Origin of the sequence: Chromohalobacter israelensis DSM 3043, assembly GCF_000055785.1 — a bacterium.
In the GTDB taxonomy this organism is placed as follows: domain Bacteria; phylum Pseudomonadota; class Gammaproteobacteria; order Pseudomonadales; family Halomonadaceae; genus Chromohalobacter; species Chromohalobacter israelensis.
Genome location: NC_007963.1, coordinates 3,405,664 through 3,428,259 on the forward strand (window position 1 = coordinate 3,405,664; position 22,596 = coordinate 3,428,259).

The 22,596-nt window shown below is 63.7% G+C and carries 20 protein-coding genes and 2 tRNA genes; 12 read left to right on the plus strand and 10 right to left on the minus strand.

Annotated features, from left to right (window positions below):
- Nucleotides 1–28: 28 nt before the first annotated feature.
- Together metX and metW are read left to right on the plus strand one after the other, a co-directional pair.
- Nucleotides 29–1,189, plus strand: coding sequence for a homoserine O-succinyltransferase MetX (gene metX / locus CSAL_RS15480; RefSeq protein ID WP_035414463.1), 1,161 nt, complete (start codon nt 29–31; stop codon nt 1,187–1,189).
- Nucleotides 1,189–1,800, plus strand: a complete 612-nt coding sequence (metW, locus tag CSAL_RS15485; RefSeq protein WP_011508348.1) for a methionine biosynthesis protein MetW — start codon at nt 1,189–1,191, stop codon at nt 1,798–1,800. Before metX ends, metW begins: the two co-directional genes overlap by 1 nt.
- Here the strand turns inward: metW and sfsA are convergent.
- Nucleotides 1,790–2,551, minus strand: a complete 762-nt coding sequence (sfsA, locus tag CSAL_RS15490; RefSeq protein ID WP_011508349.1) for a DNA/RNA nuclease SfsA — start codon at nt 2,549–2,551, stop codon at nt 1,790–1,792. The two genes, metW and sfsA, sit on opposite strands and share 11 nt — an antisense overlap.
- Nucleotides 2,552–2,832: 281 nt before the next feature.
- On the opposite strand from sfsA, the gene dksA reads away from it, so the two are divergent.
- The 10 genes from dksA (at nt 2,833) to CSAL_RS15540 (ending at nt 13,340) form a co-directional block, all read left to right on the plus strand.
- The gene (gene dksA, locus CSAL_RS15495) at nt 2,833–3,270 is read left to right on the plus strand and encodes an RNA polymerase-binding protein DksA (protein ID WP_011508350.1); all 438 of its coding nucleotides are present in this window, start codon (nt 2,833–2,835) and stop codon (nt 3,268–3,270) included.
- A 72-nt stretch (nt 3,271–3,342) separates the two neighbouring features.
- Complete coding sequence (gene gluQRS / locus CSAL_RS15500; protein ID WP_011508351.1) at nt 3,343–4,218, plus strand: tRNA glutamyl-Q(34) synthetase GluQRS; 876 nt, start codon at nt 3,343–3,345, stop codon at nt 4,216–4,218.
- A gap of 217 nt (nt 4,219–4,435) precedes the next feature.
- Complete coding sequence (locus CSAL_RS15505; RefSeq protein WP_043558671.1) at nt 4,436–5,800, plus strand: sigma-54-dependent transcriptional regulator; 1,365 nt, start codon at nt 4,436–4,438, stop codon at nt 5,798–5,800.
- Between the two features lie 953 nt (nt 5,801–6,753).
- Complete coding sequence (gene pcnB, locus CSAL_RS15510; RefSeq protein WP_011508353.1) at nt 6,754–8,175, plus strand: polynucleotide adenylyltransferase PcnB; 1,422 nt, start codon at nt 6,754–6,756, stop codon at nt 8,173–8,175.
- Nucleotides 8,168–8,659 carry a 2-amino-4-hydroxy-6-hydroxymethyldihydropteridine diphosphokinase gene (gene folK / locus CSAL_RS15515; RefSeq protein WP_011508354.1) on the plus strand — a complete coding sequence of 164 codons (492 nt, stop codon included), beginning with the start codon at nt 8,168–8,170 and terminating at the stop codon, nt 8,657–8,659. The genes pcnB and folK overlap by 8 nt, the downstream gene beginning before the upstream one ends.
- A gap of 114 nt (nt 8,660–8,773) precedes the next feature.
- Nucleotides 8,774–9,565, plus strand: a complete 792-nt coding sequence (gene panB, locus CSAL_RS15520; RefSeq protein WP_011508355.1) for a 3-methyl-2-oxobutanoate hydroxymethyltransferase — start codon at nt 8,774–8,776, stop codon at nt 9,563–9,565.
- Nucleotides 9,565–10,416 carry a pantoate--beta-alanine ligase gene (gene panC, locus CSAL_RS15525; protein ID WP_011508356.1) on the plus strand — a complete coding sequence of 284 codons (852 nt, stop codon included), beginning with the start codon at nt 9,565–9,567 and terminating at the stop codon, nt 10,414–10,416. Before panB ends, panC begins: the two co-directional genes overlap by 1 nt.
- 31 nt (nt 10,417–10,447) lie before the next feature.
- The gene (gene panD, locus CSAL_RS15530; protein ID WP_011508357.1) at nt 10,448–10,828 is read left to right on the plus strand and encodes an aspartate 1-decarboxylase; all 381 of its coding nucleotides are present in this window, start codon (nt 10,448–10,450) and stop codon (nt 10,826–10,828) included.
- 167 nt (nt 10,829–10,995) lie between these two features.
- Nucleotides 10,996–12,177, plus strand: a complete 1,182-nt coding sequence (locus CSAL_RS15535; protein WP_011508358.1) for an acetyl-CoA C-acetyltransferase — start codon at nt 10,996–10,998, stop codon at nt 12,175–12,177.
- 140 nt (nt 12,178–12,317) lie between these two features.
- Complete coding sequence (locus tag CSAL_RS15540; RefSeq protein ID WP_011508359.1) at nt 12,318–13,340, plus strand: acyltransferase family protein; 1,023 nt, start codon at nt 12,318–12,320, stop codon at nt 13,338–13,340.
- 90 nt (nt 13,341–13,430) lie between these two features.
- On the opposite strand, the gene pnp is transcribed toward CSAL_RS15540, so the two are convergent.
- The 9 genes from pnp to CSAL_RS15585 all read right to left on the minus strand — a co-directional run bounded on the left by pnp (nt 13,431) and on the right by CSAL_RS15585 (nt 22,555).
- The gene (gene pnp / locus CSAL_RS15545; protein WP_011508360.1) at nt 13,431–15,554 is read right to left on the minus strand and encodes a polyribonucleotide nucleotidyltransferase; all 2,124 of its coding nucleotides are present in this window, start codon (nt 15,552–15,554) and stop codon (nt 13,431–13,433) included.
- Nucleotides 15,555–15,787: 233 nt separating this feature from the next.
- Nucleotides 15,788–16,057, minus strand: a complete 270-nt coding sequence (gene rpsO / locus CSAL_RS15550; RefSeq protein WP_011508361.1) for a 30S ribosomal protein S15 — start codon at nt 16,055–16,057, stop codon at nt 15,788–15,790.
- A gap of 174 nt (nt 16,058–16,231) precedes the next feature.
- The gene (gene truB / locus CSAL_RS15555) at nt 16,232–17,155 is read right to left on the minus strand and encodes a tRNA pseudouridine(55) synthase TruB (protein ID WP_011508362.1); all 924 of its coding nucleotides are present in this window, start codon (nt 17,153–17,155) and stop codon (nt 16,232–16,234) included.
- The gene (gene rbfA / locus CSAL_RS15560; protein WP_011508363.1) at nt 17,155–17,550 is read right to left on the minus strand and encodes a 30S ribosome-binding factor RbfA; all 396 of its coding nucleotides are present in this window, start codon (nt 17,548–17,550) and stop codon (nt 17,155–17,157) included. Before rbfA ends, truB begins: the two co-directional genes overlap by 1 nt.
- Before the next feature lie 56 nt (nt 17,551–17,606).
- Nucleotides 17,607–20,138: a translation initiation factor IF-2 gene (gene infB, locus CSAL_RS15565; protein ID WP_011508364.1), complete on the minus strand. Its 2,532-nt coding sequence runs from the start codon at nt 20,136–20,138 to the stop codon at nt 17,607–17,609.
- 27 nt (nt 20,139–20,165) lie between these two features.
- The gene (gene nusA / locus CSAL_RS15570) at nt 20,166–21,659 is read right to left on the minus strand and encodes a transcription termination factor NusA (RefSeq protein WP_011508365.1); all 1,494 of its coding nucleotides are present in this window, start codon (nt 21,657–21,659) and stop codon (nt 20,166–20,168) included.
- 26 nt (nt 21,660–21,685) lie between these two features.
- On the minus strand, nt 21,686–22,147 hold the full coding sequence (gene rimP / locus CSAL_RS15575; RefSeq protein ID WP_011508366.1) for a ribosome maturation factor RimP: 462 nt from the start codon (nt 22,145–22,147) through the stop codon (nt 21,686–21,688).
- A 137-nt stretch (nt 22,148–22,284) separates the two neighbouring features.
- Nucleotides 22,285–22,361, minus strand: a tRNA-Met gene (locus tag CSAL_RS15580).
- Nucleotides 22,362–22,468: 107 nt separating this feature from the next.
- Nucleotides 22,469–22,555 (minus strand) — tRNA-Leu (locus CSAL_RS15585).
- Nucleotides 22,556–22,596: the final 41 nt, after the last annotated feature.

Sequence of the window (22,596 nt, forward strand, 5' to 3'; positions counted from 1 at the left end):
AAGCTGGACACGGAAACTGACACACACGATGCCCGATACGCTACCTCCCGACTCGGTCGGTCTGGTCACGCCACAAACGGCGCACTTCGATACGCCGCTGGCGCTGGCCGGCGGCAAGACGCTGGACGACTACACCCTGGTCTACGAGACGTATGGCCAGCTCAATGCCGAACGCAACAACGCGGTCTTGATCTGCCATGCCCTTTCCGGTCATCACCACGCGGCAGGCTTCCATTCCATGGAGGATCGCAAGCCCGGCTGGTGGGATGCCTACATCGGCCCCGGCAAGGCGATCGACACCAACCGCTTCTTCGTCGTGTCGCTCAACAACCTCGGCGGCTGTCATGGCAGCACCGGTCCCTGCGCCACCAATCCCGAGACACGGCGCGCCTGGGGGCCGGAGTTCCCCGTCATGACGGTCAGCGACTGGGTGCATAGCCAGGCACGCCTGGCCGATCGCCTGGGCATCGAGCGTTTCGCTGCCGTGGTGGGCGGCAGCCTGGGGGGCATGCAGGTACTGCAATGGACGATGGCCTACCCGGAGCGTATCGCCAATGCCGTGGTCATCGCCGCCACGCCGCGCCTGTCGGCACAGAACATCGCCTTCAACGAAGTGGCCCGCCAGGCGATCCGCTCCGATCCCGACTTTCATGACGGCTGGTACACCGAGCATGGCACGGTGCCCAAGCGCGGCCTCAAGCTGGCGCGCATGATCGGCCATATCACCTACCTGTCCGAGCATTCCATGGGCGCCAAGTTCGGTCGCGACCTGCGCACGGATCAGCTCAACTTCGGTTACGACGTGGAGTTCCAGGTGGAATCGTACCTGCGCCATCAAGGCGATACGTTCTCCACCAGTTTCGATGCCAACACCTATCTGCTGATGACCAAGGCGCTGGATTATTTCGACCCGGCCGCCGCTCACGGCGGCGACCTCGCCGCGGCGCTGGCACCCGCCCAGTGCCCGTTCCTGGTGATCAGCTTCACCACCGATTGGCGTTTCGCGCCGCCGCGCTCTCGCGAGCTGGTGGAAGCCTTGATGCGCGCCGACAAGGCGGTCAGCTATGCCAGCATCGACTCCCCCCATGGGCATGATGCCTTTCTGCTCCCGCACCCACGCTACGAAGCGGTCTTCGGGGGCTTCATGCGGCGTGTCGCACGTGACTTGATGCTCGAGGAGACTGCCTGATGCGCGCTGATCTCAAATTGATTCACGACTGGGTACCGCAAGGCGCGCGCGTGCTCGACCTGGGCTGCGGCGACGGCACACTGCTCGCCGCGCTGGCGCGCGACAAGCAGGTCATCGGCTACGGCCTGGAGATCGACCCCGAGGGCATTACCGGCTGCATCGAGCGAGGGGTGAACGTCATCGAACAGGATATCGACGACGGGCTGAGCAATGTCGACGACGATGCCTACGACCTGGTGATCATGACCCAGGCACTGCAGGCCTTGCAGCGCCCCGACCTCACCCTCGACGAAATGCTGCGGGTAGGACGCGAGTGCATCATCGCCTTCCCCAATTTCGCTTACTGGCGGCACCGCCTCTATCTGGGCTTTCAGGGTCGCATGCCGGTATCCAAGTCGCTGCCGCACGCCTGGTACGACACCCCCAACATCCACCTGTCGACGTTTCGCGACTTCGGCCAGTTGTGCCGGGACAAGGGCCTGACCCTGGTCGATCAGCGCGTCGGCAATGGCGATCACGAATCGCACTGGACGTCGCGGCTGTGGCCCAACCTGTTCGGCGAAACCGCGATCTTCCGGATCGGCCGCGCGTCACGGAGCGTCAATCGCTGAGCGGTGTCGCGCTCGCCAGTCGGCGCTCGAGCGACACCGGCAACGCGCGCGTCAGCGCAATGTCGCCGGGCACGCCGTCATGGGTCCAGGTCGCGCTCATGCCATAGGCCAGTACCTCGACCCCTTGCGCCGCGACGCGCCGCAGCGTCTCGGCATAGGCCGGGTCGAGATGCGCGGCCGGGGCCACGGCGTCGATTCCGGTGTGTGCCACGCAAAACAGCAGCACCGCGCGATCGCCCTCCGCCACGCGGGCCGCCAGGGCCTCCAGATGGCGGCGGCCGCGCTCGCTCACCGAGTCCGGAAAGTAGCCATGGCCGTCATGCTCGCGCAGGGTGACCTGCTTGACCTCGACATAGGCGGCTGCGTGCGCGGTCGAGAGCCGAAAGTCCAGGCGGGCGTCGGCGACGCGAACCTCGCGCTTGTGCGTGTCGTAACCCGCCAACTCGGGAATGCGTGCCTCCTGCAATGCCTGGGCCACCAGCGCATTGGCACGCCCGGTATGCACGGAAACCAGCGCGGGCGGGGCATCCGGCATGGGCAGCTCGATCAGCTCCCAGGTCCAGGCCAGCTTGCGCGCCGGGTTGCGACTCGGTGACAGCCAGACCCGGCACCCGGGCACGTCGACCGCTCGCATCGAGCCGGTGTTCGGGCAATGCGCCACCACCACATCGCCCGACGCCAACGCCACATCGGCCAGAAAACGCTTGTAACGGCGGATCAAGGTCCCGGGCACCAGCTCCGTGTATTGCATGCTTCTTCCTCGTCGTCCTGATTCCCGCACCTCGCGCTGGCGCGGTGTCTGCCGAGCGGCATACACGGCGGGACAAAACGTCACATTCTAGCAAGGAAGCCTCGACCCGGCGTGATACGCGCACTCGTCGGCTCCCGGCGATATCGCGAGGGAACGATTTTCCTCCCTCGGTGGTTGCAAAGCCCGAATTTTTCCGCTAAATAAGCAAGGCTTCGGGCGGGCGCCCAAGTCCTACCCTGGCCAGGCATCGGCCCAAGTCACTTGCGTAATGAGGCAGTCCCATGCCAGTAGCGGAAATCAAAACGGAAGCGCCAAAAAAATTCACCCCGTACGAGCCGGCGCCGGGTGAAGAGTACATGAACGAGCAGCAGCTCGAGCACTTCCGCCAAATCCTGCTCATCTGGAAACAGGAGCTCATGGAAGAGGTGGACCGCACGGTGCGCCATCTGCAGGAAGAGGCGAACAACTTCGCCGATCCCGCCGACCGTGCCACGCAGGAAGAAGGCTTCAGCCTGGAGTTGCGCACCCGTGACCGCGAGCGCAAGCTCCTCAAGAAAATCAACGAAACCATCGAAAAGATCGACGAGGACGACTACGGCTTCTGCGAAGCCTGCGGCGTCGAGATCGGCATCCGCCGTCTCGAGGCTCGCCCCACCGCCACCTTGTGTGTCGACTGCAAGACGCTGGCGGAGCTCAAGGAAAAGCAGCTCGGCGGCTGACACGCCGACTCCGAACGCCACACGACGGGCACCCTCGGGTGCCCGTTTGCCATTGTGCGGGTGCCCAGCAGTATGTCCTACATCGGCCGCTTCGCCCCGACCCCCTCCGGTCCCTTGCATTTCGGCTCGCTGATCGCCGCGCTGGCCAGCTTTCTTGATGCCCGTCGGGCGGGCGGGCAATGGCTGGTACGCATCGAAGACATCGACCCGCCGCGCTGCCCCGATGGTGCCGCCGACACCATTCTCCACCAGCTGGAGGCCTTCGGTCTGCACTGGGACGGCGAGGTGCACTATCAGCATGCGCGCCATCCTGCCTACCAGGCCGCGCTCGAGCGTCTCGTCGACCAGGGGCTGGCCTATTCCTGCAGTTGCTCGCGCAAGGAGTGGCGCGCGCATGCCATCTACCCCGGGTGGTGTCGGCAAGGCCCCTTGCGGCCCGACCGTCCTCTGGCGTGGCGTCTGCGCAGCGATCTCGGCCAGCGCCCCGTACGCTGGCAGGACCGACGGCTGGGCGCGCAATGTTTCGATCCCGCGGCCTTGGGCGACGTCGTGCTCAAGCGCAAGGACGGCCTCTGGGCCTATCAGCTTGCCGTCGTCGTCGATGATGCCGAGCAGGGCGTCACGGATGTGGTACGCGGCACCGACCTGCTCGACAACACGCCATGGCAGCGCCAGCTGCAAGTCGCGCTGGGGCTTCCTCTACCGCGCTACCTGCATCTGCCCTTGATCGTCGGCGACGACGGCCAGAAGCTCTCCAAGCAGAATCTCGCGCCCGCGCTGCCCACCGACGATGTTGCGGTGCGCCGTCTCTTGCATCGTGCGCTGCACTGCCTCGGGCAGTCGCCGGACGCGACACTGGCCGACGCCCCGGTGGCCGATCAACTGGCAGCGGCCACCGTTGCCTGGCAACCCGATGCTCTGGGCACCGCCACGCACCGAACGCACTGACCTCGTCGCCGCGCCTGACGGATGCCGCGCACGACACTTAGGTCGGATTGCCGTAGCGCCGCACAGTCCGTAGCTTGAAAGGCGGACGACGGGCCGGCGTCATGCCATGGTCGCAGGAGGCTCCGCTTGATCCGGCCAGCTGGCTCACGTCAGGATATTCGCGACTGCCGCGCCGCCGGCCGCCGACTGCATGAGCATCCACATGACGACGAGGCCCATGAGCAGGATTCTGATCGTTGAAAACGAAGACGCGACTCGCCACGCGTTGAAGACGCTGCTCGAACGCCACGCCTACCGCGTCGAGGAAGCGGCATCGCTCGACGCCGCCCAGGCCCTGGCCCCCCAGACCTTCGACCTGGTGATCTGCGACCTGCGTCTCGCGGGCGAGGACGGGACGCAGATGCTCGCCTTGAGCGCCCCCACCCCGGTGCTGGTCATGACCGATCACGCCAGCTTGCGCAAGGCCGTGGTGGCGCTCAAGGAAGGCGCGGTCGATTGCATCACCAAGCCGCTCGACGATGACGAGGTGGTGACGACCGTCGCACGGGTGTCGGGCAGCCCCGGGCCAGCGCGCGATGCCTCGCCGCCGGGCGTGCCATCGGGAATGATCGGGGAATGCGCGGCCATGCAATGCGTCTATGAGCGCATTCGCAAGACCGCGCCCGCCGATGTCACCGTCCTGGTGCAGGGTGAGTCGGGGACCGGCAAGGAACTCGTCGCCCGAGCCCTGCACCGCCAGAGCCGGCGCGCCAAGGCTCCCCTGATCTGCGTCAACTGTGCCGCGATTCCCGAGACCCTGATCGAGTCCGAGCTGTTCGGCCACGAAAAGGGGGCCTTTACGGGCGCCAACAGTGCGCGCACCGGCCTGGTCGAGGCCGCCGACGGCGGCACCCTGTTCCTCGACGAGATCGGCGAGTTGCCGCTGGATGCCCAGGCACGGCTGCTGCGGGTTCTGCAGGAAGGCGAGATCCGGCGCATTGGTTCGGTGGAAACGCGTTATGTCGACGTGCGCCTGATTGCCGCCACCCACCGTGATCTGCAGTCGTTGTCACGCAGCGGCGAGTTCCGGCTCGACCTGTACTACCGTCTCAATGTCATGCAGATCGACCTCCCGCCGCTGCGCGAACGCGATGACGACATCCTGGCCATCGCCAAGATCCTGCTCGAGCGTGCCTGTGCACGCCATGCCCGCCCTGGCCTGCGCTTGTCGCGGGCCGCGCGCCGCGACATCCTCGGCTATGCATGGCCCGGCAACGTGCGTGAGCTCGAGAATGCCCTGGAGCGCGGCGTCATCCTCGCCGAAGGGCATCTGATCCACCCCGACGACCTGGGGCTGCCCAGCGAGCGCGCATCTCGCGCCACGCCGCCCTCGGCCGAGCCCCCTCATTCTTCCGATGACGAGGCGTCACTGGACGACGACCTGTCCCTGGAGGATTACTTCCAGCATTTCGTTCTCGAACACCAGGCACAGATGAGCGAGACCGAGCTGGCCCAGAAGCTGGGCATCAGTCGCAAGTGCCTATGGGAGCGCCGCCAGCGCCTGGGCATCCCGCGCAAGAAACAACCTCGCCGCATGGCGTGACGGCATCACACGCCCCCGCGACAAGCTCTCCCTCGCCGACTTTTTGTACCAGTCACGACTATGGTCTAAGCGCATCTCGCCGTCTTTTTAGAGACCCTAGGCGCCATCGCGAGGGGGATCGGTGCACCACTTGTTACCATCCCACACAAGAAATGCCCCGTTATGCGGCAAAGTCGGTAACACCTCGCTGCCACGACACGTCAGGAACTTTAAGCGACAACCGCAACACATTGATTTAAAAATAAAAAATTCATAGTGGCACAGCCACTGCAATATAACAGGTCAAGAAAAACAACTACCGGACGCCCAGGGCGCACGAACAACGACAACAACGTACGCCACGGGTGCTCAGCCCGGCTTCGAGCACAACAACAACAAGATCGCCGGACTGGAACATCGCGAGCGAATCGCCAACAACAACAAACGAGACGCAACGCGAGCCGACCGCCAACAAGCACAACAACGGTCGGGATCCGGAACCGAACCAGGACGCGACGCGCCGAGCGAGGCTCAACAAGAACAACGCACTCGCCCGGCGCCACCCGACAACAACAACAAGACGTCGGGGGAAAGCCATGCCGTCGTGGTTGGATTATTGTTTTGAATACGAGGTGGTCACCACGCGGGTAGATCCCTAACAACAAGAAGACCGCTTACCTGCCGGATTCCATTGGTGACTGTGGTGCGTATTCAAGGCGATGCGCCATCACGAAGAAGAAACAGCAGCAAGGACGTTGCATAGCATCCTTGGGGGGAGGCCGATCAGGTCTCCCCTTTCTACTTGTAACGCACGTCGTTTCACGCATGCCTTGCCCCCCTGTACTGACGTTTCAGGATGCTCTTGAAGGCATTTCCACCCCGCCTGCTGGCGTTCCATCCTGCGACATGCTTTGCATGCCGAGGAGTGTCGGCTTACACTGGCCCTTTCGCTTTCCGCGAGTCGTTAACGACGCATGTTCAAAGGATTTACCCGCTTTCTCCAACGCCCCGGTGAACGTTTGAAGACCCTGTTCGGCGCCCAAGAGGCCTCCGGCCCTGTCACGCCCAGCCTGCGTGTCATTCCACGGGATCAGCACAACGTGTCTCGCCGTCTGTTCAGCGAGAACGCTCTCAAGGTTCTGTACCGCCTGCACAACGCCGGACACGAAGCCTATCTGGTCGGCGGCTGCGTGCGCGATTCGCTGCTCGGCAAGGTGCCCAAGGACTTCGACATCGCCACCGACGCCACGCCGGAGGAAATTCGCACCCTGTTTCGCAACTCGCGCATCATCGGGCGCCGTTTCCGCATCGTGCATGTGCGCTTCGGTCGCGAAATCATCGAGGTGACGACGTTCCGCGGCCGACCAGGCGACGATCACGACGATACACTGTCCCAGCAGTCCGACGATGGACTGCTGCTGCGCGACAATGTCTGGGGCACCATCGAAGAAGACGCGCTGCGTCGCGACTTCACGGTCAACGCGCTGTATTACAATATCGCCGACTTCTCGATTCACGACTGGGCCAACGGCGTCAGCGACATCGACGAGCGAACCCTGCGCCTGATCGGCGACCCCGAGGTGCGTTACCGCGAGGACCCCGTGCGCATGCTGCGGGCCGTGCGCTTCGCCGCCAAGCTGGACTTCGACATCGAGCCGCGCACCGAGGCCCCGATCGGCGAACTCGCGCCGCTGCTGTTGCAGATTCCCCCTGCGCGCCTGTTCGAAGAAGTCCTCAAGCTCTTCCTGTCGGGGCATGCGCTGCGCACGTTCGAACTGCTGCGCGAGTACGGGCTGTTCGCCATGCTCTTCCCCGAGACCGACGAGACCCTCGCGGAGTACGACTGGGCACAGCCATTGATCGAACAGGCGCTGATCAACACCGACCGGCGCATCCAGGAAGACCGGCCGGTCACGCCGGCCTTCCTGTACGGTGCCATGCTGTGGCCCGGCATGCGCCTGCGCGCGGAACGTCTCGAGGCGGAGGGCATGCCCCCCATTCCCGCCCAGCAGACCGCATCGCAGCAAAGCATATCGCGGCAGCTGCAGCATACGTCGATTCCCAAGCGCTTCAGCTTGCCGATGCGCGAGATCTGGGACCTGCAACAGCATCTGCCCAAGCGGCGTGGCAAGCGGGCCTTCCAGACCCTGGAGCACAAGCGCTTTCGTGCCGCGTACGACTTCCTTCTGCTGCGCGAAACCGCTGGCGAGATCGAGCCCGGCCTGGGCGACTGGTGGACGGCCTTCCAGGATGGGGACGAGCACGAGCAGGCGCGCTTGATCGCCAAGACGGGCGGCCACCCCGCAGGAACGTCGGACCGCCCCAAGCGCCGACCGCGCCGCCGCCGGCGTCGCAACTCGAATGCCGGGCAGCCTAACGACGGCCGCGATGAGTGAGCGCGCGCTGCCCGCCTATATCGGGCTGGGCAGCAACCTGGATTCTCCCCGCGCACACGTCACCCGCGCCCTGGACGAACTCGACTCCCTGCCGCTGACGCGGCTGGCATGTCATTCCTCCCTCTATGCGTCATCCCCGGTGGGTCCCCAGGATCAGCCCGACTTCGTCAATGCCGTTGCCCGGCTGGAAACGCGACTGTCACCCTTGGCGCTGCTCGACCAGTTACAGGCCCTCGAACAACGCCACCGACGGATTCGAAAACGCCGCTGGGGGCCCCGCACGCTGGATCTCGACCTGCTGTGCTATGCGACACTGCGCTGGCAGACGCCGCGCTTGATCCTGCCGCACCCTGCCATGCGGGAACGCGGTTTCGTGCTGGTGCCCCTGGCGGAAATCGCACCCGAGCTGCTGCTCGATGGCGACACGGCCGCCTCGCTGGCCGTGCCCCATCAAGGACGGGACTTGCGTCGACTCGTCCCCTAAAAGTAGAGTTGCACCCGATTTGTTACCGATCCACACTCCCACCACCCTCGGGTAACGCCTGCGGTAACACTTGCCGTCCGGGTCCGCCAGGACCGACAAACCACGAGACTTTCCATGAAAACCGTCACCTTGAGCCGTCTCAATGCCTTCAAGCATGCCCAAGAGCCGTTCAGCTGCCTGACGGCCTACGATGCCTCGTTCGCCCAGCATGCCGATGCAGCCGGCATCGATGTCCTGCTGGTCGGCGACTCGTTGGGCATGGTGCTTCAGGGCCATGCCAGCACGCTTCCCGTGACGCTCGACGACATCCTCTATCACACGCGCTGCGTGGCGCGCGGCAAGCAACGCAGCCTGTTGATGGTCGACTTGCCCTTCATGAGCAACGCCGACACCGGCCAATTGCTGCGTGACGCCGGTGCCTTGATGCGGGCCGGCGCCGAGCTGGTCAAGATCGAAGGCGCGGGGTGGATGCACGAGGGAGTCCGCGAGCTCACGCGGCGCGGCGTGCCGGTGTGCGCGCATCTCGGCCTGACGCCACAGAGCGTGCATCAGTTCGGCGGCTACAAGGTACAAGGCCGCGAGCAGGACGATGCCCAGCGCATCATCGACGATGCCCGCCTGCTGGTCGAGGCCGGTGCCTCGGTGATCCTGCTGGAATGCGTGCCCGCCGCACTCGGCCGCGCCGTGCGCGACGCCGTGGACGTTCCCGTGATCGGTATCGGCGCCGGCCCCGAGGTGGATGGGCAGATCCTGGTCATGCACGACGTGATCGGCGTGACGCATGGACGTCCTCCACGCTTCGCCAAGAATTTTCTGGCGGGTCGTGACAGCATCCAGGCGGCGTTCGAAGCCTACCGCGATGCCGTCAAGACGCGTCAATTTCCCGCCGAGGAGCATTGTTTCTGATGTTGACGCTGTCCGACATCGGCGAGCTGCGCAATCATCTGCATGCGGCGCGGCGTGATGCCAAGCGTATTGCGCTCGTTCCCACCATGGGCAACCTGCACGCGGGCCATCTGGCCTTGGTCGACGCGGCGCGGCGCGACGCGGACGTGGTCGTCGCGACCATCTTCGTCAATCCGCTCCAGTTCGGCGCCAATGAAGACTTCGCGAGCTATCCGCGCACCCTCGAGGCGGATGCCCAGGCACTCGCGTCGCACGGTTGCGATCTCGTGTTCACGCCGCGCACCGACGCCCTCTACCCGCACGGCCTCGAGGCACATACCCAGGTCAGCGTGCCCGACGTCTCGGAAGGACTGTGCGGCGCCAATCGTCCAGGGCACTTCACCGGCGTGGCCACGGTCGTCAGCCTGCTTTTCAACCTGGTGCAGCCGGACGCGGCCTATTTCGGCCGCAAGGATTACCAGCAGTTCATGGTCATCCGTAAACTGGTGGCGGATCTGCACTTCCCGATCGAGATCGTCGGTGTCCCCACGCAACGTGCCGAGGACGGCCTGGCACTGTCGTCACGCAATGGCTACCTGAGTGCCGCGGAGCGCCAGCGTGCGCCGGCGCTCTACCGCACGCTATGCCAAGTGCATGACGCACTGCGCGCCGGCGAGGCGCCGCCGACCGCCCTGCGTGACGGTCTGGCGGCCCTCGCCGAGCAGGGCTTCAAACCCGATTACCTGGAGCTGCGTCGCGCCCAGGATCTCGGCCCCATCGCCCCCGATACCCAGGAAGCGATCCTGCTGGTCGCCGCGCATCTCGGCACCACCCGCTTGATCGACAACCTTGCGGTCAGCTTGCCGCGTTGACCGTCGACGCGGCGTCACGACGAGGTTTTTCATGTACACCATCATGCTCAAGGCCAAACTGCACATGGCGCGCGTCACTCACGCAGTGCTCGACTACGAGGGGTCCTGCGCCATCGACGGCGAACTGCTGGATCTCGCCGGTATCCGCGAGAACGAGCAGATCCAGATCTACGATGTCGAAAACGGCAATCGCTTCACGACCTATGCGATCCGCGGCGAGGCAGGATCGCGGCTGATCTCGATCAATGGAGCCGCGGCACACCAGGCTCAGGTCGGCGATCGCGTCATCATCTGCAGCTACGCGCATTATGCGGAACATGAGCTGGCGACTCATCAACCGGCGCTGGTCTACCTGCAAGACGGCAATCAGATCAGCCACACGAGCCACGCGATTCCCGTTCAGTTCGCTTAGGCCAGTCCGCCGGTATGCATCACCTCATACCGGCGGTCTACACCTATTACCCGATTGCCGCTTCTCCCTCGACTCGCCTACGCTATAAGACGTGATTCTTTGCGCGACGCTTCTGATACCGCACGGCGCGCATATCGGTATTTCTTCTGCGGCGAAAGGAGTCTCTCATGCAAGACGTGGTGATCGTAGCGGCACGGCGCACCGCCATCGGCAGTTTCGGCGGCGCACTCGCCAGTCTCCCCGCGACCCAGCTCGGCGCTACGGTCATCGCGGACCTCCTTGCGCATACCGGTGTGGCCCCCGACCAGGTCGACGAGGTACTGCTCGGCCAGGTACTCGCCGCCGGCTGCGGACAGAACCCCGCCCGCCAGGCGGCGATTCTCGGCGGCCTGCCCGCGGCGGTTCCCGCCATGACCATCAACAAGGTCTGCGGCTCGGGACTCAAGGCCCTGCATCTTGCCACTCAGGCGATTCGCTGCGGTGATGCCGAACTGATCATCGCCGGGGGCCAGGAGAACATGTCCGCCGCTCCGCATGTCCTGCCGCACTCGCGCACCGGGCAACGCATGGGCGACTGGACGGCAGTGGACACGATGATTCGCGATGGCCTCTGGGATGCCTTCAACGATATCCACATGGGGATCACCGCCGAAAACCTCGCCGAGAAGTACACCATCACCCGGGAAGACATGGACGCCTTCGCCGCCGCGTCCCAGCAAAAGGCCAGTGCCGCCATCGAGGCGGGGCGTTTCGCCGGTCAGATCGTGCCGGTGACGATACCCCAGCGCAAGGGCGATCCCGTGCATGTCACCACCGACGAAGGGCCTCGGGCGGGCGTCACCGCCGAGCAACTCGCCGCACTGCGCCCGGCCTTCAAGCGTGATGGCACGGTCACCGCCGGCAATGCCTCGTCGCTCAACGACGGCGCGGCCGTGGCCATGCTGTGTTCGGCGGACAAGGCCAAGTCACTGGGGCTGGAGCCGCTCGCGGTGATCAAGGCCTATGCCAATGCCGGGGTCGATCCCAGCATCATGGGCATCGGCCCCGCGCCGGCGACACGGCGCTGTCTGGAACGCGCCGGCTGGTCTCTCGATGAGCTGGACTTGATCGAGGCCAACGAAGCCTTCGCCGCCCAGGCACTCGCCGTCAACAAGGAGCTCGGCTGGGACCCCGCCAAGATCAACGTCAACGGGGGTGCCATCGCCCTGGGACACCCCATCGGCGCCTCCGGATGCCGGATACTGGTCACCCTGCTGCACGAGATGATCGCTCGTGATGCCAAGAAGGGACTGGCCACGCTTTGCATCGGCGGCGGCCAGGGAGTGGCGCTGGCCATCGAACGGCCCTGAGATGCCCGAGGCATTAATCAGAACGCCGTTTTGTAACGTCATGCAACAGCGCTGAACTTTCTTCCTTTCTCGCTTGCCTCATATCACGGCGCCCCGGTGGCGCCGTGTGTTCATGGTGCCAACGGGGAAGCGTCATCGGTATGCTGATTTCTGTGCAGGCGTTACGTGCCTTCGCGGCGTGGGTGGTCGTCTTCCACCACTTCGTGCAGGTCTTTTTCGATTTCGACGCCAACAACACGTTCGAACACCTGCTCGCCACGCGCGGCCAGATGGGTGTGGATATCTTCTTCGTCATCAGCGGCTTCGTGATTTATGCCTCCACCGCGCGCCGCGCCCCCTCCGGGGGCGAATTTCTTCTTCAGCGTGCCGCGCGCATCGTGCCGGCCTACTGGCTATATACCGCCATTACCGCCGGCATCCTGTACCTTTCGCAGGATGTGATGCCGGATTATGGGTTGAGTCTCAAGAGTCTGGCGATGTCGCTATTCTTCCTGCCGGTGGAAAACCCGGCCGGCTACGGCTACTACCCCACCTTGCCGGTCGGCTGGACGCTCAACTTCGAAATGCTGTTTTATCTCGTCTTCGCGGCGTCGCTGTTGATCAATCGTCATCTACGCCTGTGGGCCGTCGTGCTCGGCCTGATCGCGATCGGCGCCTGGTTGTCGGAGCGCCCGCTGCTCAGCGACTTCTATCACGATCCCATTCTCTACAATTTCCTGCTTGGCCTGGGGGTCGGCTTTCTCCACCGTCGCGGCTGGCTGCCAGGCGGACGCTGGCTACCCGCCGGCGTCGCCTTGCTGGCCTTCACCTTCATGATGCAGTTCGACGATCCGCAGGGCATGACGCGCTTCATGCTGTGGGGATTGCCCGGCGCCGTGCTGCTGTGTGCCTTCATCGCCATGGAAACGCTGTTTGCCGGCAACCGAGCCATCAAAGCATTGGGCGACTGGTCCTACTCGACCTACCTGTTGCATGTCATCGTGCTGTGGACGGCACAGTATGTCCTGACCGAACGTATCGGTTGGCCGCCTTACGCGACCCTGGCGCTTTGCCTGCCACTCATCGCCGTGCTCTCCTGGGTCAGCTTCGAGTATCTCGAGAAGCGTCTATCACGCCGTCTGCGCAACCTCATGCCCTCCCGGCGTGTCACTTCCGCGACCTGAGACGCCCCTACCCAAGCGGCGTCCCTGAAAGCAAAAAAGCCCCGTACACGCCGTGTACGGGGCTTCGTCAGACCGCGCGGGTGGCGGGCGTTACTCGGCGGGAGTCGCTTCGAACGCCGCTTTTTCTTCCGCGGTGACTTCCTTGATGGAGAGCTTCACGCGGTTGCGGTTGTCGATATCGAGCACCTTGACGATGACCTCCTGGCCTTCGCTCAGATAGTCACGCACGTCGTTGACACGCTCGGGCACGATCTGCGAGATGTGCACCAGACCATCGGTACCCGGCATGAAGGTGACGAAGGCGCCGAAGTCGGTGATGCGCGCCACGGTGCCGCGATAGAGCTTGCCGATTTCCGGTTCGGCGGTAATCGCCAGCACGGTATCGATCGCCGCCTTGGCTGCCGTCTTGTCCTCGGCGTAAATGCGTACGGTACCGTCGTCGTCGAGATCGATCGACGCGCCGGTATCGTCGCAGATCTTGCGGATCGTGGCGCCGCCCTTGCCGATGACGTCACGAATCTTGTCGGGATCGATCTTGATGGTAGCCATCGAGGGCGCGTTGTCGGAGACTTCGCTGCGGCTCTGGGCGATCACCGTGTTCATCTGCTCGAGAATGTGCAGCCGCGCCTCGTGGGCCTGCTGCAGCGCGGTTTCCATGATCTCTTCGTTGATGCCCTCGATCTTGATGTCCATCTGCAGGGCCGTCACGCCGGCGGTGGAACCGGCGACCTTGAAGTCCATGTCGCCGAGGTGATCTTCGTCGCCGAGGATGTCGGTCAGTACCGCGAAGCCGTCCTCGTCCTTGACCAGGCCCATGGCGATGCCCGCCACCGGTGCCTTGAGCGGCACGCCGGCATCCATCAGTGCCAGCGAGGAGCCGCACACCGACGCCATGGAGCTGGAACCGTTGGATTCGGTGATTTCCGACACCACGCGGATGGTATACGGGAAGTCTTCCTCGCTGGGCAGCATGGCCTGAACGCCGCGCCGCGCCAGACGACCGTGGCCGATCTCGCGGCGCTTGGGCCCGCCCATGAAACCAGCCTCGCCCACGCTGTAGGGGGGGAAGTTGTAGTGCAGCAGGAAGCGGTCCTTGCGTTCGCCTTCCAGCGATTCGATCAACTGGGCGTCACGCAGGGTGCCCAGGGTCGCGACGACGACCGCCTGGGTCTCGCCACGCGTGAACACGGCCGAACCATGCGTCTTGGGAAGGGTGCCGACTTCGATCGACAGCGGACGCACGGTACGGTGATCGCGCCCATCGATACGCGGTTCGCCCTGGATGATGCGCGAACGCACGACACGCTTCTCGAGGCTTGCGAACGCCCCTTTGACATCGTCGGCAGCATACTGGCCGGACTCTTCTCCCGCCAGGCGCTCGAGGGCCTCGTCCTTGAGCGCGGACAGGGCATCCTGGCGCGCCATCTTGTCGGTGATGCGGTACGCTTCGCCCACCTTGGCTTCGAATTCCGCCGCCAGTGCACTCTTGAGCGTGGTGTCGTCGGTCGGCGGCTGCCAGTCCCAACGCGGCTTGCCGGCTTCGTCGGCCAGCGCCTGGATCGCCGTGATCGCGGCCTGCATTTCCTGGTGGCCGAAGAGCACCGCACCGAGCATTTCATCCTCGAGCAGTTCCTTGGCCTCGGACTCGACCATCAAGACGGCCTTTTCGGTACCGGCCACGACCATGTTCAGCTCGGAGCTTTCCAGCTCTTCCACGGTCGGGTTGAGGAAATACCCCTTGTCTTCATTGAAGCCCACGCGCGCCGCGCCGATCGGCCCGTTGAACGGGACCCCGGAAATCGCCAGTGCGGCGGAGGTGCCCAGCATCGCCGCGATATCCGGGTCGTGATTGCGGTCGGTGGACAGCACCGTGCAGACGACCTGCACTTCATTCATGAAGCCGTTGGGAAACAGCGGGCGAATCGGGCGATCGATCAACCGCGAGGTCAGGGTTTCCTTTTCGGTGGGCCGGCCTTCGCGCTTGAAGAAACCACCGGGGATCTTGCCCACCGCATAGGTCTTTTCCTGATAGTGCACCGAGAGCGGGAAGAAGGGTTGCGCGGGATTGACGTCCTTCTTGGCCACCACGGTACAGAGCACCACGGTGTCGTCCATGGTGACCATCACGGCACCAGTGGCCTGGCGGGCGATGCGGCCCGTTTCCAGGGTGACGGTGCTGTGACCGTATTGAAACGTTTTCTTGACCGGGTTCACGGCAATGTCCTTAACTTTTCATCTCATGTATTGGTCGTTTCGACTCGGCGACCATTTTAGGAGGTCACGCGCTACGGGGCCACTCATTACGACGCCCGGACCACTACAAACATAAAAACGGGCAGCCCCTGGGGGCTGCCCGTTCAACGCGGCATGCGTCGTTGCCAGCGGCAGGCACGTCACGCCCGGCTCGAGGTCATGCCTCGCGCCAGGATCGTGCACGCAGCCTGTGCTTAGCGGCGCAGGCCGAGACGCTGGATCAGCGACTGATAACGTTCGAAATCCTTGCGCTTCAGGTAATCCAGCAGCTTGCGGCGCTGGTTGACCATGCGGATCAGACCACGACGAGAGTGGTGATCCTGCTTGTTGCTTTTGAAGTGGTCCTGCAAGCCATCGATGTTGGCGCTTAGCAAGGCCACCTGGACTTCGGGAGAACCGGTGTCGTTTTCACCACGACCGTACTCGTTGACGATGGTGGCTTTCTGTTCAGCGGTCAGTGCCATTTGTCTCTCCAGTAAACAATATGCCTGAGCAATGAATGTCGGAGACCACGCATATTTGCAGTCTCCAGAGTGTCCCGCACGCGGCGGGCGCCATGTCGAAGGCATTGCCTTCACGCGTGTCGATGGCATCGATCACGCCCCACCGCGCATGGCCCGCAGCAGGTACTGCCCCCCTCACTCGCTGGCGAGCGAGGCGGTATTCAATAAGCGACGCGGCGCGACTTCGCCGCACTCGGTGACCGTCACCAGCCCCAGGAACGCGGCGTCACGGTACAGCCTCGCGGTGCTCTGTGCTGCCAGTCCCGCCGTGTCTATCTGCGCACGCTGGCCATGCAGAAGACGCCGCGATGCGCTTGCCGCCACCTCGAGCGATGGCAGGTGTGTCAACATGGTATCCACCGGCAGCAAGCGTGCCTCGCGCGATGCCGCATCCAGATCCTCGAGTGCCGAGAAGGCGTGCATCGCGTCGGCCTCGAAAGGCCCGCTGCGAAGTCGACGCAGGCTCGTGATATGTGCCCCGCATCCCAGCGCGTGCCCGATGTCCTCGGCCAGCGTGCGGATGTAGGTCCCCTTGCTGCAGCGAACCTCGAGCTCGAAGCCCTCCGCCTCGCAAGAGAGAAGGCGCATATCATAAACCGTCACGCGCCGGGCCGCACGTTCGACATGCTTGCCCTCGCGCGCCAGCTCATACAAGGGACGGCCCTGGTGCTTGAGCGCCGAGTACATCGGCGGAACCTGCTCGACCTCGCCACGAAAGCCAGCCAGCGCAGCCTCGATATCACGCTCGTCGAGCGCCGGCACCGAGTGATGCTCGATCACCGTGCCTTCGGCATCACCGGTATCGGTCACCTCGCCCAGCCGGACCCAGGTGCGATACGTCTTGTCGGCATCCAGCAGATAGGCGGAAAACTTGGTCGCCTCACCGAAGCAGACCGGAAGCAACCCCGTCGCCATGGGATCCAGCGTTCCGGTATGTCCGGCCTTTTGTGCGTCGTACAAGCGACGCACCTGTTGCAAGGCACGATTCGAGGACACGCCCGGGGCCTTGTCCAGCAACAGCACGCCATCGATCGGCGTGCCTCGACGGCGTCGCGCCATCAGCGTACCTCGTCTTCGTCGTCATCTTCGTGGCGGCGACGGTCATCGGCGACCGCCTCGTCGATCAAGGACGACAGACGCTGCCCGCGCACCACGCTTTCATCGTAGTGAAAGCGCAGCTCCGGCACATGCCGCAGCTTGATGCGATTGGCGATCTGGCTGCGCAAGAATCCCCGGGCATGACGCAACACCTTGAGATTCTCGTCGATACGCGCGGCGTCGTTCTCGCCCAGTAGGGTAATGTAGATGTCGGCATAGCCAAGGTCACGACTGACCTTGACCGAGCTGACGGTCACCATGCCCAGACGCGGATCCTTGATCTCGCGCTGGATCAGGACGGCCAACTCCTGCTGCAGCTGATCGGCAACGCGATCGGTACGTTTGAATTCGCGCATCGTTTTCTCCCGCGGATCACCGCTCGGGCGGCGGGCGACGCATCGCCCGCCACGCCTTACAGGCTACGCTCGACCTTGACCTGATCGAAGACCTCGATCTTGTCGCCGACCTGAACGTCGTTGTAGTTCTTGACGCCGATACCGCACTCCATACCGCTGCGGACCTCGCCAATGTCGTCCTTGTAACGACGCAGGGACTCGAGCTCGCCTTCGTAGATGACCACGTTCTCGCGCAGCACACGAATACGCTTGTGACGATAGACGGTACCCTCGACGACCATGCAGCCTGCCACGGCACCGATCTTGGGCGCCTTGAACACGTCGCGCACTTCGGCCACACCGACGATCTCTTCCTTCCACTCCGGCGCCAGCATGCCGCTCATGGCCTGCTTGACCTCGTCGATGAGCTGGTAGATCACGCTGTAATAGCGCAGGTCCAGGCCTTCACGTTCGACGATCTCCCGCGCGGACACGTCGGCACGCACGTTGAAGCCGACCAAGATCGCCTCACTGGCCACGGCCAGGTTGGCGTCGGTGCCGGTAATGCCGCCCACACCGGACGAGACGACCGCCACCTTGACTTCATCGGTGGAGAGCTCTTCCAGCGCGCCACGAATGGCTTCCAGGGAGCCCTGCACATCGGCCTTGAGCACGATGTTGACCTTGGCGACTTCGTCCTGGCCCATCTGGCTGAACATGTTCTCCAGCTTGGCCTTCTGCTGGCGTGCCAGGCGCACCTCGCGGTACTTGCCCTGACGGAAGTTGGCCACTTCACGTGCCTTCTTCTCGTCGGCGACGACGATGAACTCGTCACCGGCCTCGGGCGTGCCATCGAGCCCCTGGATTTCCACCGGCATGGCCGGGCCGACCTCTTCCACGCGCTTGCCGAGTTCGTTGACCAGGGCGCGTACGCGGCCATAGTGCAATCCCGCCAGGACGATATCGCCCCGCTTAAGCGTGCCGTTCTGCACCAGCACGGTCGCGACCGGGCCACGGCCCTTGTCCAGCTGCGACTCGACGACCACGCCCTTGGCCGGCGCTTCCGGGACGGCCTTGAGCTCGAGCACTTCGGACACCAGCAGGATGGCTTCCAGCAGCGCGTCGATGCCTTCACCGCTCTTCGCCGACACATGCACGAACTGCGTATCGCCGCCCCAGGCTTCGGAAATCACGCCGTATTGCGACAATTCGTTCTTGACGCGATCGGGATCGGCGCCTTCCTTGTCGATCTTGTTGACGGCCACGACCAGCGGCACACCGGCCGCCTTGGCGTGTTCGACCGCCTCGACCGTCTGCGGCATGACACCGTCATCGGCCGCGACCACCAGGATGACCACGTCGGTCGCCTGCGCACCGCGAGCACGCATCGCCGTGAATGCGGCGTGACCCGGGGTATCGAGGAAGGTGATGTCACCGCTTTCGTGCTCGACGTGATAGGCACCGATGTGCTGCGTGATGCCGCCGGCTTCCCCGGTCGCCACCTTGGTGCGACGGATGTAGTCGAGCAGCGAGGTCTTGCCGTGGTCGACGTGCCCCATGACAGTGACGACCGGCGCTCGGGTAATCTCTTCGCCTTCGTAGGAGATGCCCTCGAGCACCTCGGTCTCCAGCGCATCGTCCTTGACCAGCTTGGGCTTGTGGCCCATTTCTTCGACGACAATGGCCGCCGTGTCCTGATCGATGGTCTGGTTGATGGTCACCGCCGCCCCCATGGTGAACATCGCCTTGATGACCTCGTTGGCCTTGATCGACATCTTGTCGGCCAGATCGGCGACACTGATCGACTCGGGGATGGCGACTTCACGCACGATGGGCTGCGTCGGCTTCTGGAAGCCATGCTGATTGTCGCGACCGCCGCCACGGCGGCTGCCGCGACGCTCGGAGCGCTTGGTCTTCTTGGCGTTGCCACGACGCCGTTCGCCGCGTTCGCGACGCTCTTCGTCATCGTCACGCTTGCGGCCGCGCCCGGTATCCTTCTTCTGATGGTTCTGGCCACGACGATTCGGCGTGCGCGGCTCCTTGGGCGGCGCCTCGACGAAAGGCTCGCTGGCGGTTTCCGGTTCCTCGGGCTGCGGCGCACCGGGAGCCTCGGCAACCGGCTCGCTTTCCGCCGCTTTCGATGCTGCGGCGGCAGCGGCTTCTTCTTCGGCCTTGGCCTTGGCAGCCTGCTCGGCAGCGGCTTGCTCCGCCTTGGCGGCCTCGTCGGCCTTGGCCTGATTGGCGCTGGCCATGTCACCGACCAGCTGACGCGGACCGGTTTCCTCGGCCGCCTTTTCCTCGGCCGGTTCCGGCTCGCGCTTGACGTAGGTACGCTTCTTGCGAACCTGCACGTCGATCGCCTTGCCGCGACCATCGCCACTGCGAATCCGACTCTTGGTGTTACGCGTCAACGTTACGCGGTTCTTCGTCGCGCCGCTGTCCCCACCGTGGCTACGCGTCAGGTGCTCGAGAAGACGCTGCTTGTCCTCCTCGGATACCGCATCGCCTTCGGTCTTGTGGGGGAGACCCGCTTCTTGCATCTGCTCCAGCAGACGGGACACATCGCGTCCCACCTTGCTGGCAAAATCCTTAACGGTCATGTCTGACATTACGACCCTCCTGAGCCCGTGACCAGATTACTGTTCGCTCTCGAACCAAGGCGCACGAGCGGTCATTATCAGCGCCGCGGCGCGCTCTTCGTCCACATCGTCGATGTCCTTGAGATCATCGATGGACTGCTCGGCCAAGTCCTCACGCGTGACGATGCCTCGACTGGCGAGCGTAAATGCCAAGTGACGATCCATGCCCTCCATTTCAAGGAGGTCGTCATCGGGCTGCGCACCGTCCAGCGCCTCTTCGGAAGCGATGGCCAGCGTCAGCAATTCGTCCTTGGCTCGAGCGCGCAGCGTTTCGATCAGTGCTTCATCCAATTCCTCGATCTCGAGCAACTCTTCGAGCGGCACATACGCCAGCTCCTCGAGCGAGGTAAAGCCTTCCTCGACCAGCAGACGGGCGAGTTCCTCGTCGACTTCGAGGTGATTGATGAAGTACTCGATCAGGCTGTCGATTTCTTGCTCGCGCTTGCCTTCGGCCTCTTCTTCGGTCATCACGTTGAGCGTCCAGCCCGTCAGCTCGGAAGCCAGGCGAACGTTCTGGCCGCTGCGGCCGATGGCCTGCGCCAGGTTGTCCTCGGCGACGGCGACATCCATGGAATGGGCGTCTTCGTCGACGAGAATGGAGCCGACTTCCGCGGGCGCCATGGCATTGATCACCAGTTGCGCCGGGTTGTCGTCCCACATGATGATGTCCACGCGCTCGTTGCGCAGCTCGTTGGACACCGCTTGCACGCGCGACCCGCGCATGCCGACACACGCACCGACCGGGTCGATGCGCTTGTCATTGGTCTTGACTGCAATCTTGGCGCGAGCGCCGGGATCGCGCGCCGCGCCCTTGATCTCGATGAGCTGCTCGGCGATCTCGGGCACCTCGATCTTGAAGAGCTCGACGATCATGTCGGGGCGCGTCCGCGTCAGGATCAACTGCGACCCGCGCGCCTCGGCGTCGACCTTCCACAACAGGGCACGCACGCGTTCGTTCATGCGATAGCGCTCGCCGGGGATCATCTCGCTGCGCGGCAGGAACGCTTCGGCATTCTCGCCCAGGTCGACGATCAATCCTTCGCGCGTGGTCTTCTTGACGATACCGGCCACCAGTTCGCCTTCACGCTCGGCGTATTGGCGGACGACCTCGGCACGCTCGGCCTCGCGCACCTTCTGCACGATGACCTGCTTGGCGGTCTGGGCGGCGATGCGACCGAATGCGACCGACTCGACCTGCTCCTCGACCACGTCACCCAGCGCCAGGGGCGGATCGCGACGCTCCGCCTCGGACAGCGGGATTTCGCTATCCGGATTCTCGAACGCCTCGTCCTCGACGACAGTCCAGCGACGGAAGGTGTCGTAATCACCGGTCGCGCGATCGATCTTGACGCGAGTGCTCACTTCCTGGCCATCGAAGCGCTTACGCGATGCACTCGCCAGCGCCGACTCCACGGCCTCGAAGATCACCTCACGCGGCACCCCCTTTTCGTTCGAGATCGCATCTACGACCAGCAGAATCTCTTTACTCATGCCTATGCCTCGCAGAAAAGCTGTCCTTAATTATCGAACTGAGGCACCACGCGCGCCTGCTCGATGCTTTCGATCGGAAAGCAATATTCTTGTCCGTCGAGATGCAGCAGAATCTCGTCGCCCTCGACGCCGGCCAGTTGGCCCTGAAACTTGCGACGCCCTTCGAAGGGCGTGCTCAGCTTCACCTTGACATGACTGCCCTTGAAGCTCGCAAACTGCTCGAGCGTGAACAAGGGACGATCCATCCCCGGTGAAGACACTTCCAGTCGGTATTCACCCGAAATGGGGTCTTCAACGTCCAGCACCCCACTGACCTGGCGGCTGACGGCCGCACAGTCATCTACCGTCACGCCATCGGCGCTTTCGATATAGATGACCAGTCGGGAGTGTTTACCCTGGGAGAGGTAGTCGACTCCCCAGAGTTCGAAGCCCATGGCCGTCACGACCGGCTCGATGAGCGCTTTCAGTGCAGCGTCCTTGTTTGCCACAGACGGAGGCTCCCACTAGCAGTTGCATCAGGCACCTGACCAGGAGTAAAGAGGAAAGCTAGGTGGCTGATTGGCGTTATCGTCGCAAGTGATAACAAAAAGCCCCTTCGTAGGAAGGGGCCTTTCGTAAAAAAACTTGGTAGCGGGGGCCGGATTTGAACCGACGACCTTCGGGTTATGAGCCCGACGAGCTACCAGACTGCTCCACCCCGCATCAGTGGCTGACGATTATACTGCTCAACTCCTTAAAGGTCAAGGAGCCAAATCATCGTCAAATCTTGCCAATCTCTATTTGAGTCAACTGCTTACATCGACTCAAGATGGTGCCGAAGGCGGGACTTGAACCCGCACGACCGTAAGGTCACTACCCCCTCAAGATAGCGTGTCTACCAATTCCACCACTTCGGCAACAGGGGGCAAGTTCTTGTCGGCACAAGATCGGCGCATCA

Bases quoted from the DNA above. Each gene is read 5' to 3' on its own strand.
- metX (WP_035414463.1), top strand. From the start codon at position 29: ATGCCCGATACGCTACCTCCCGACTCGGTCGGTCTGGTCACGCCACAA.
- metW (WP_011508348.1), top strand. From the start codon at position 1,189: ATGCGCGCTGATCTCAAATTGATTCACGACTGGGTACCGCAAGGCGCG.
- sfsA (WP_011508349.1), bottom strand. From the start codon at position 2,551: ATGCAATACACGGAGCTGGTGCCCGGGACCTTGATCCGCCGTTACAAG.
- dksA (WP_011508350.1), top strand. From the start codon at position 2,833: ATGCCAGTAGCGGAAATCAAAACGGAAGCGCCAAAAAAATTCACCCCG.
- gluQRS (WP_011508351.1), top strand. From the start codon at position 3,343: ATGTCCTACATCGGCCGCTTCGCCCCGACCCCCTCCGGTCCCTTGCAT.
- CSAL_RS15505 (WP_043558671.1), top strand. From the start codon at position 4,436: ATGAGCAGGATTCTGATCGTTGAAAACGAAGACGCGACTCGCCACGCG.
- pcnB (WP_011508353.1), top strand. From the start codon at position 6,754: ATGTTCAAAGGATTTACCCGCTTTCTCCAACGCCCCGGTGAACGTTTG.
- folK (WP_011508354.1), top strand. From the start codon at position 8,168: ATGAGTGAGCGCGCGCTGCCCGCCTATATCGGGCTGGGCAGCAACCTG.
- panB (WP_011508355.1), top strand. From the start codon at position 8,774: ATGAAAACCGTCACCTTGAGCCGTCTCAATGCCTTCAAGCATGCCCAA.
- panC (WP_011508356.1), top strand. From the start codon at position 9,565: ATGTTGACGCTGTCCGACATCGGCGAGCTGCGCAATCATCTGCATGCG.
- panD (WP_011508357.1), top strand. From the start codon at position 10,448: ATGTACACCATCATGCTCAAGGCCAAACTGCACATGGCGCGCGTCACT.
- CSAL_RS15535 (WP_011508358.1), top strand. From the start codon at position 10,996: ATGCAAGACGTGGTGATCGTAGCGGCACGGCGCACCGCCATCGGCAGT.
- CSAL_RS15540 (WP_011508359.1), top strand. From the start codon at position 12,318: ATGCTGATTTCTGTGCAGGCGTTACGTGCCTTCGCGGCGTGGGTGGTC.
- rpsO (WP_011508361.1), bottom strand. From the start codon at position 16,057: ATGGCACTGACCGCTGAACAGAAAGCCACCATCGTCAACGAGTACGGT.
- truB (WP_011508362.1), bottom strand. From the start codon at position 17,155: ATGGCGCGACGCCGTCGAGGCACGCCGATCGATGGCGTGCTGTTGCTG.
- rbfA (WP_011508363.1), bottom strand. From the start codon at position 17,550: ATGCGCGAATTCAAACGTACCGATCGCGTTGCCGATCAGCTGCAGCAG.
- infB (WP_011508364.1), bottom strand. From the start codon at position 20,138: ATGTCAGACATGACCGTTAAGGATTTTGCCAGCAAGGTGGGACGCGAT.
- nusA (WP_011508365.1), bottom strand. From the start codon at position 21,659: ATGAGTAAAGAGATTCTGCTGGTCGTAGATGCGATCTCGAACGAAAAG.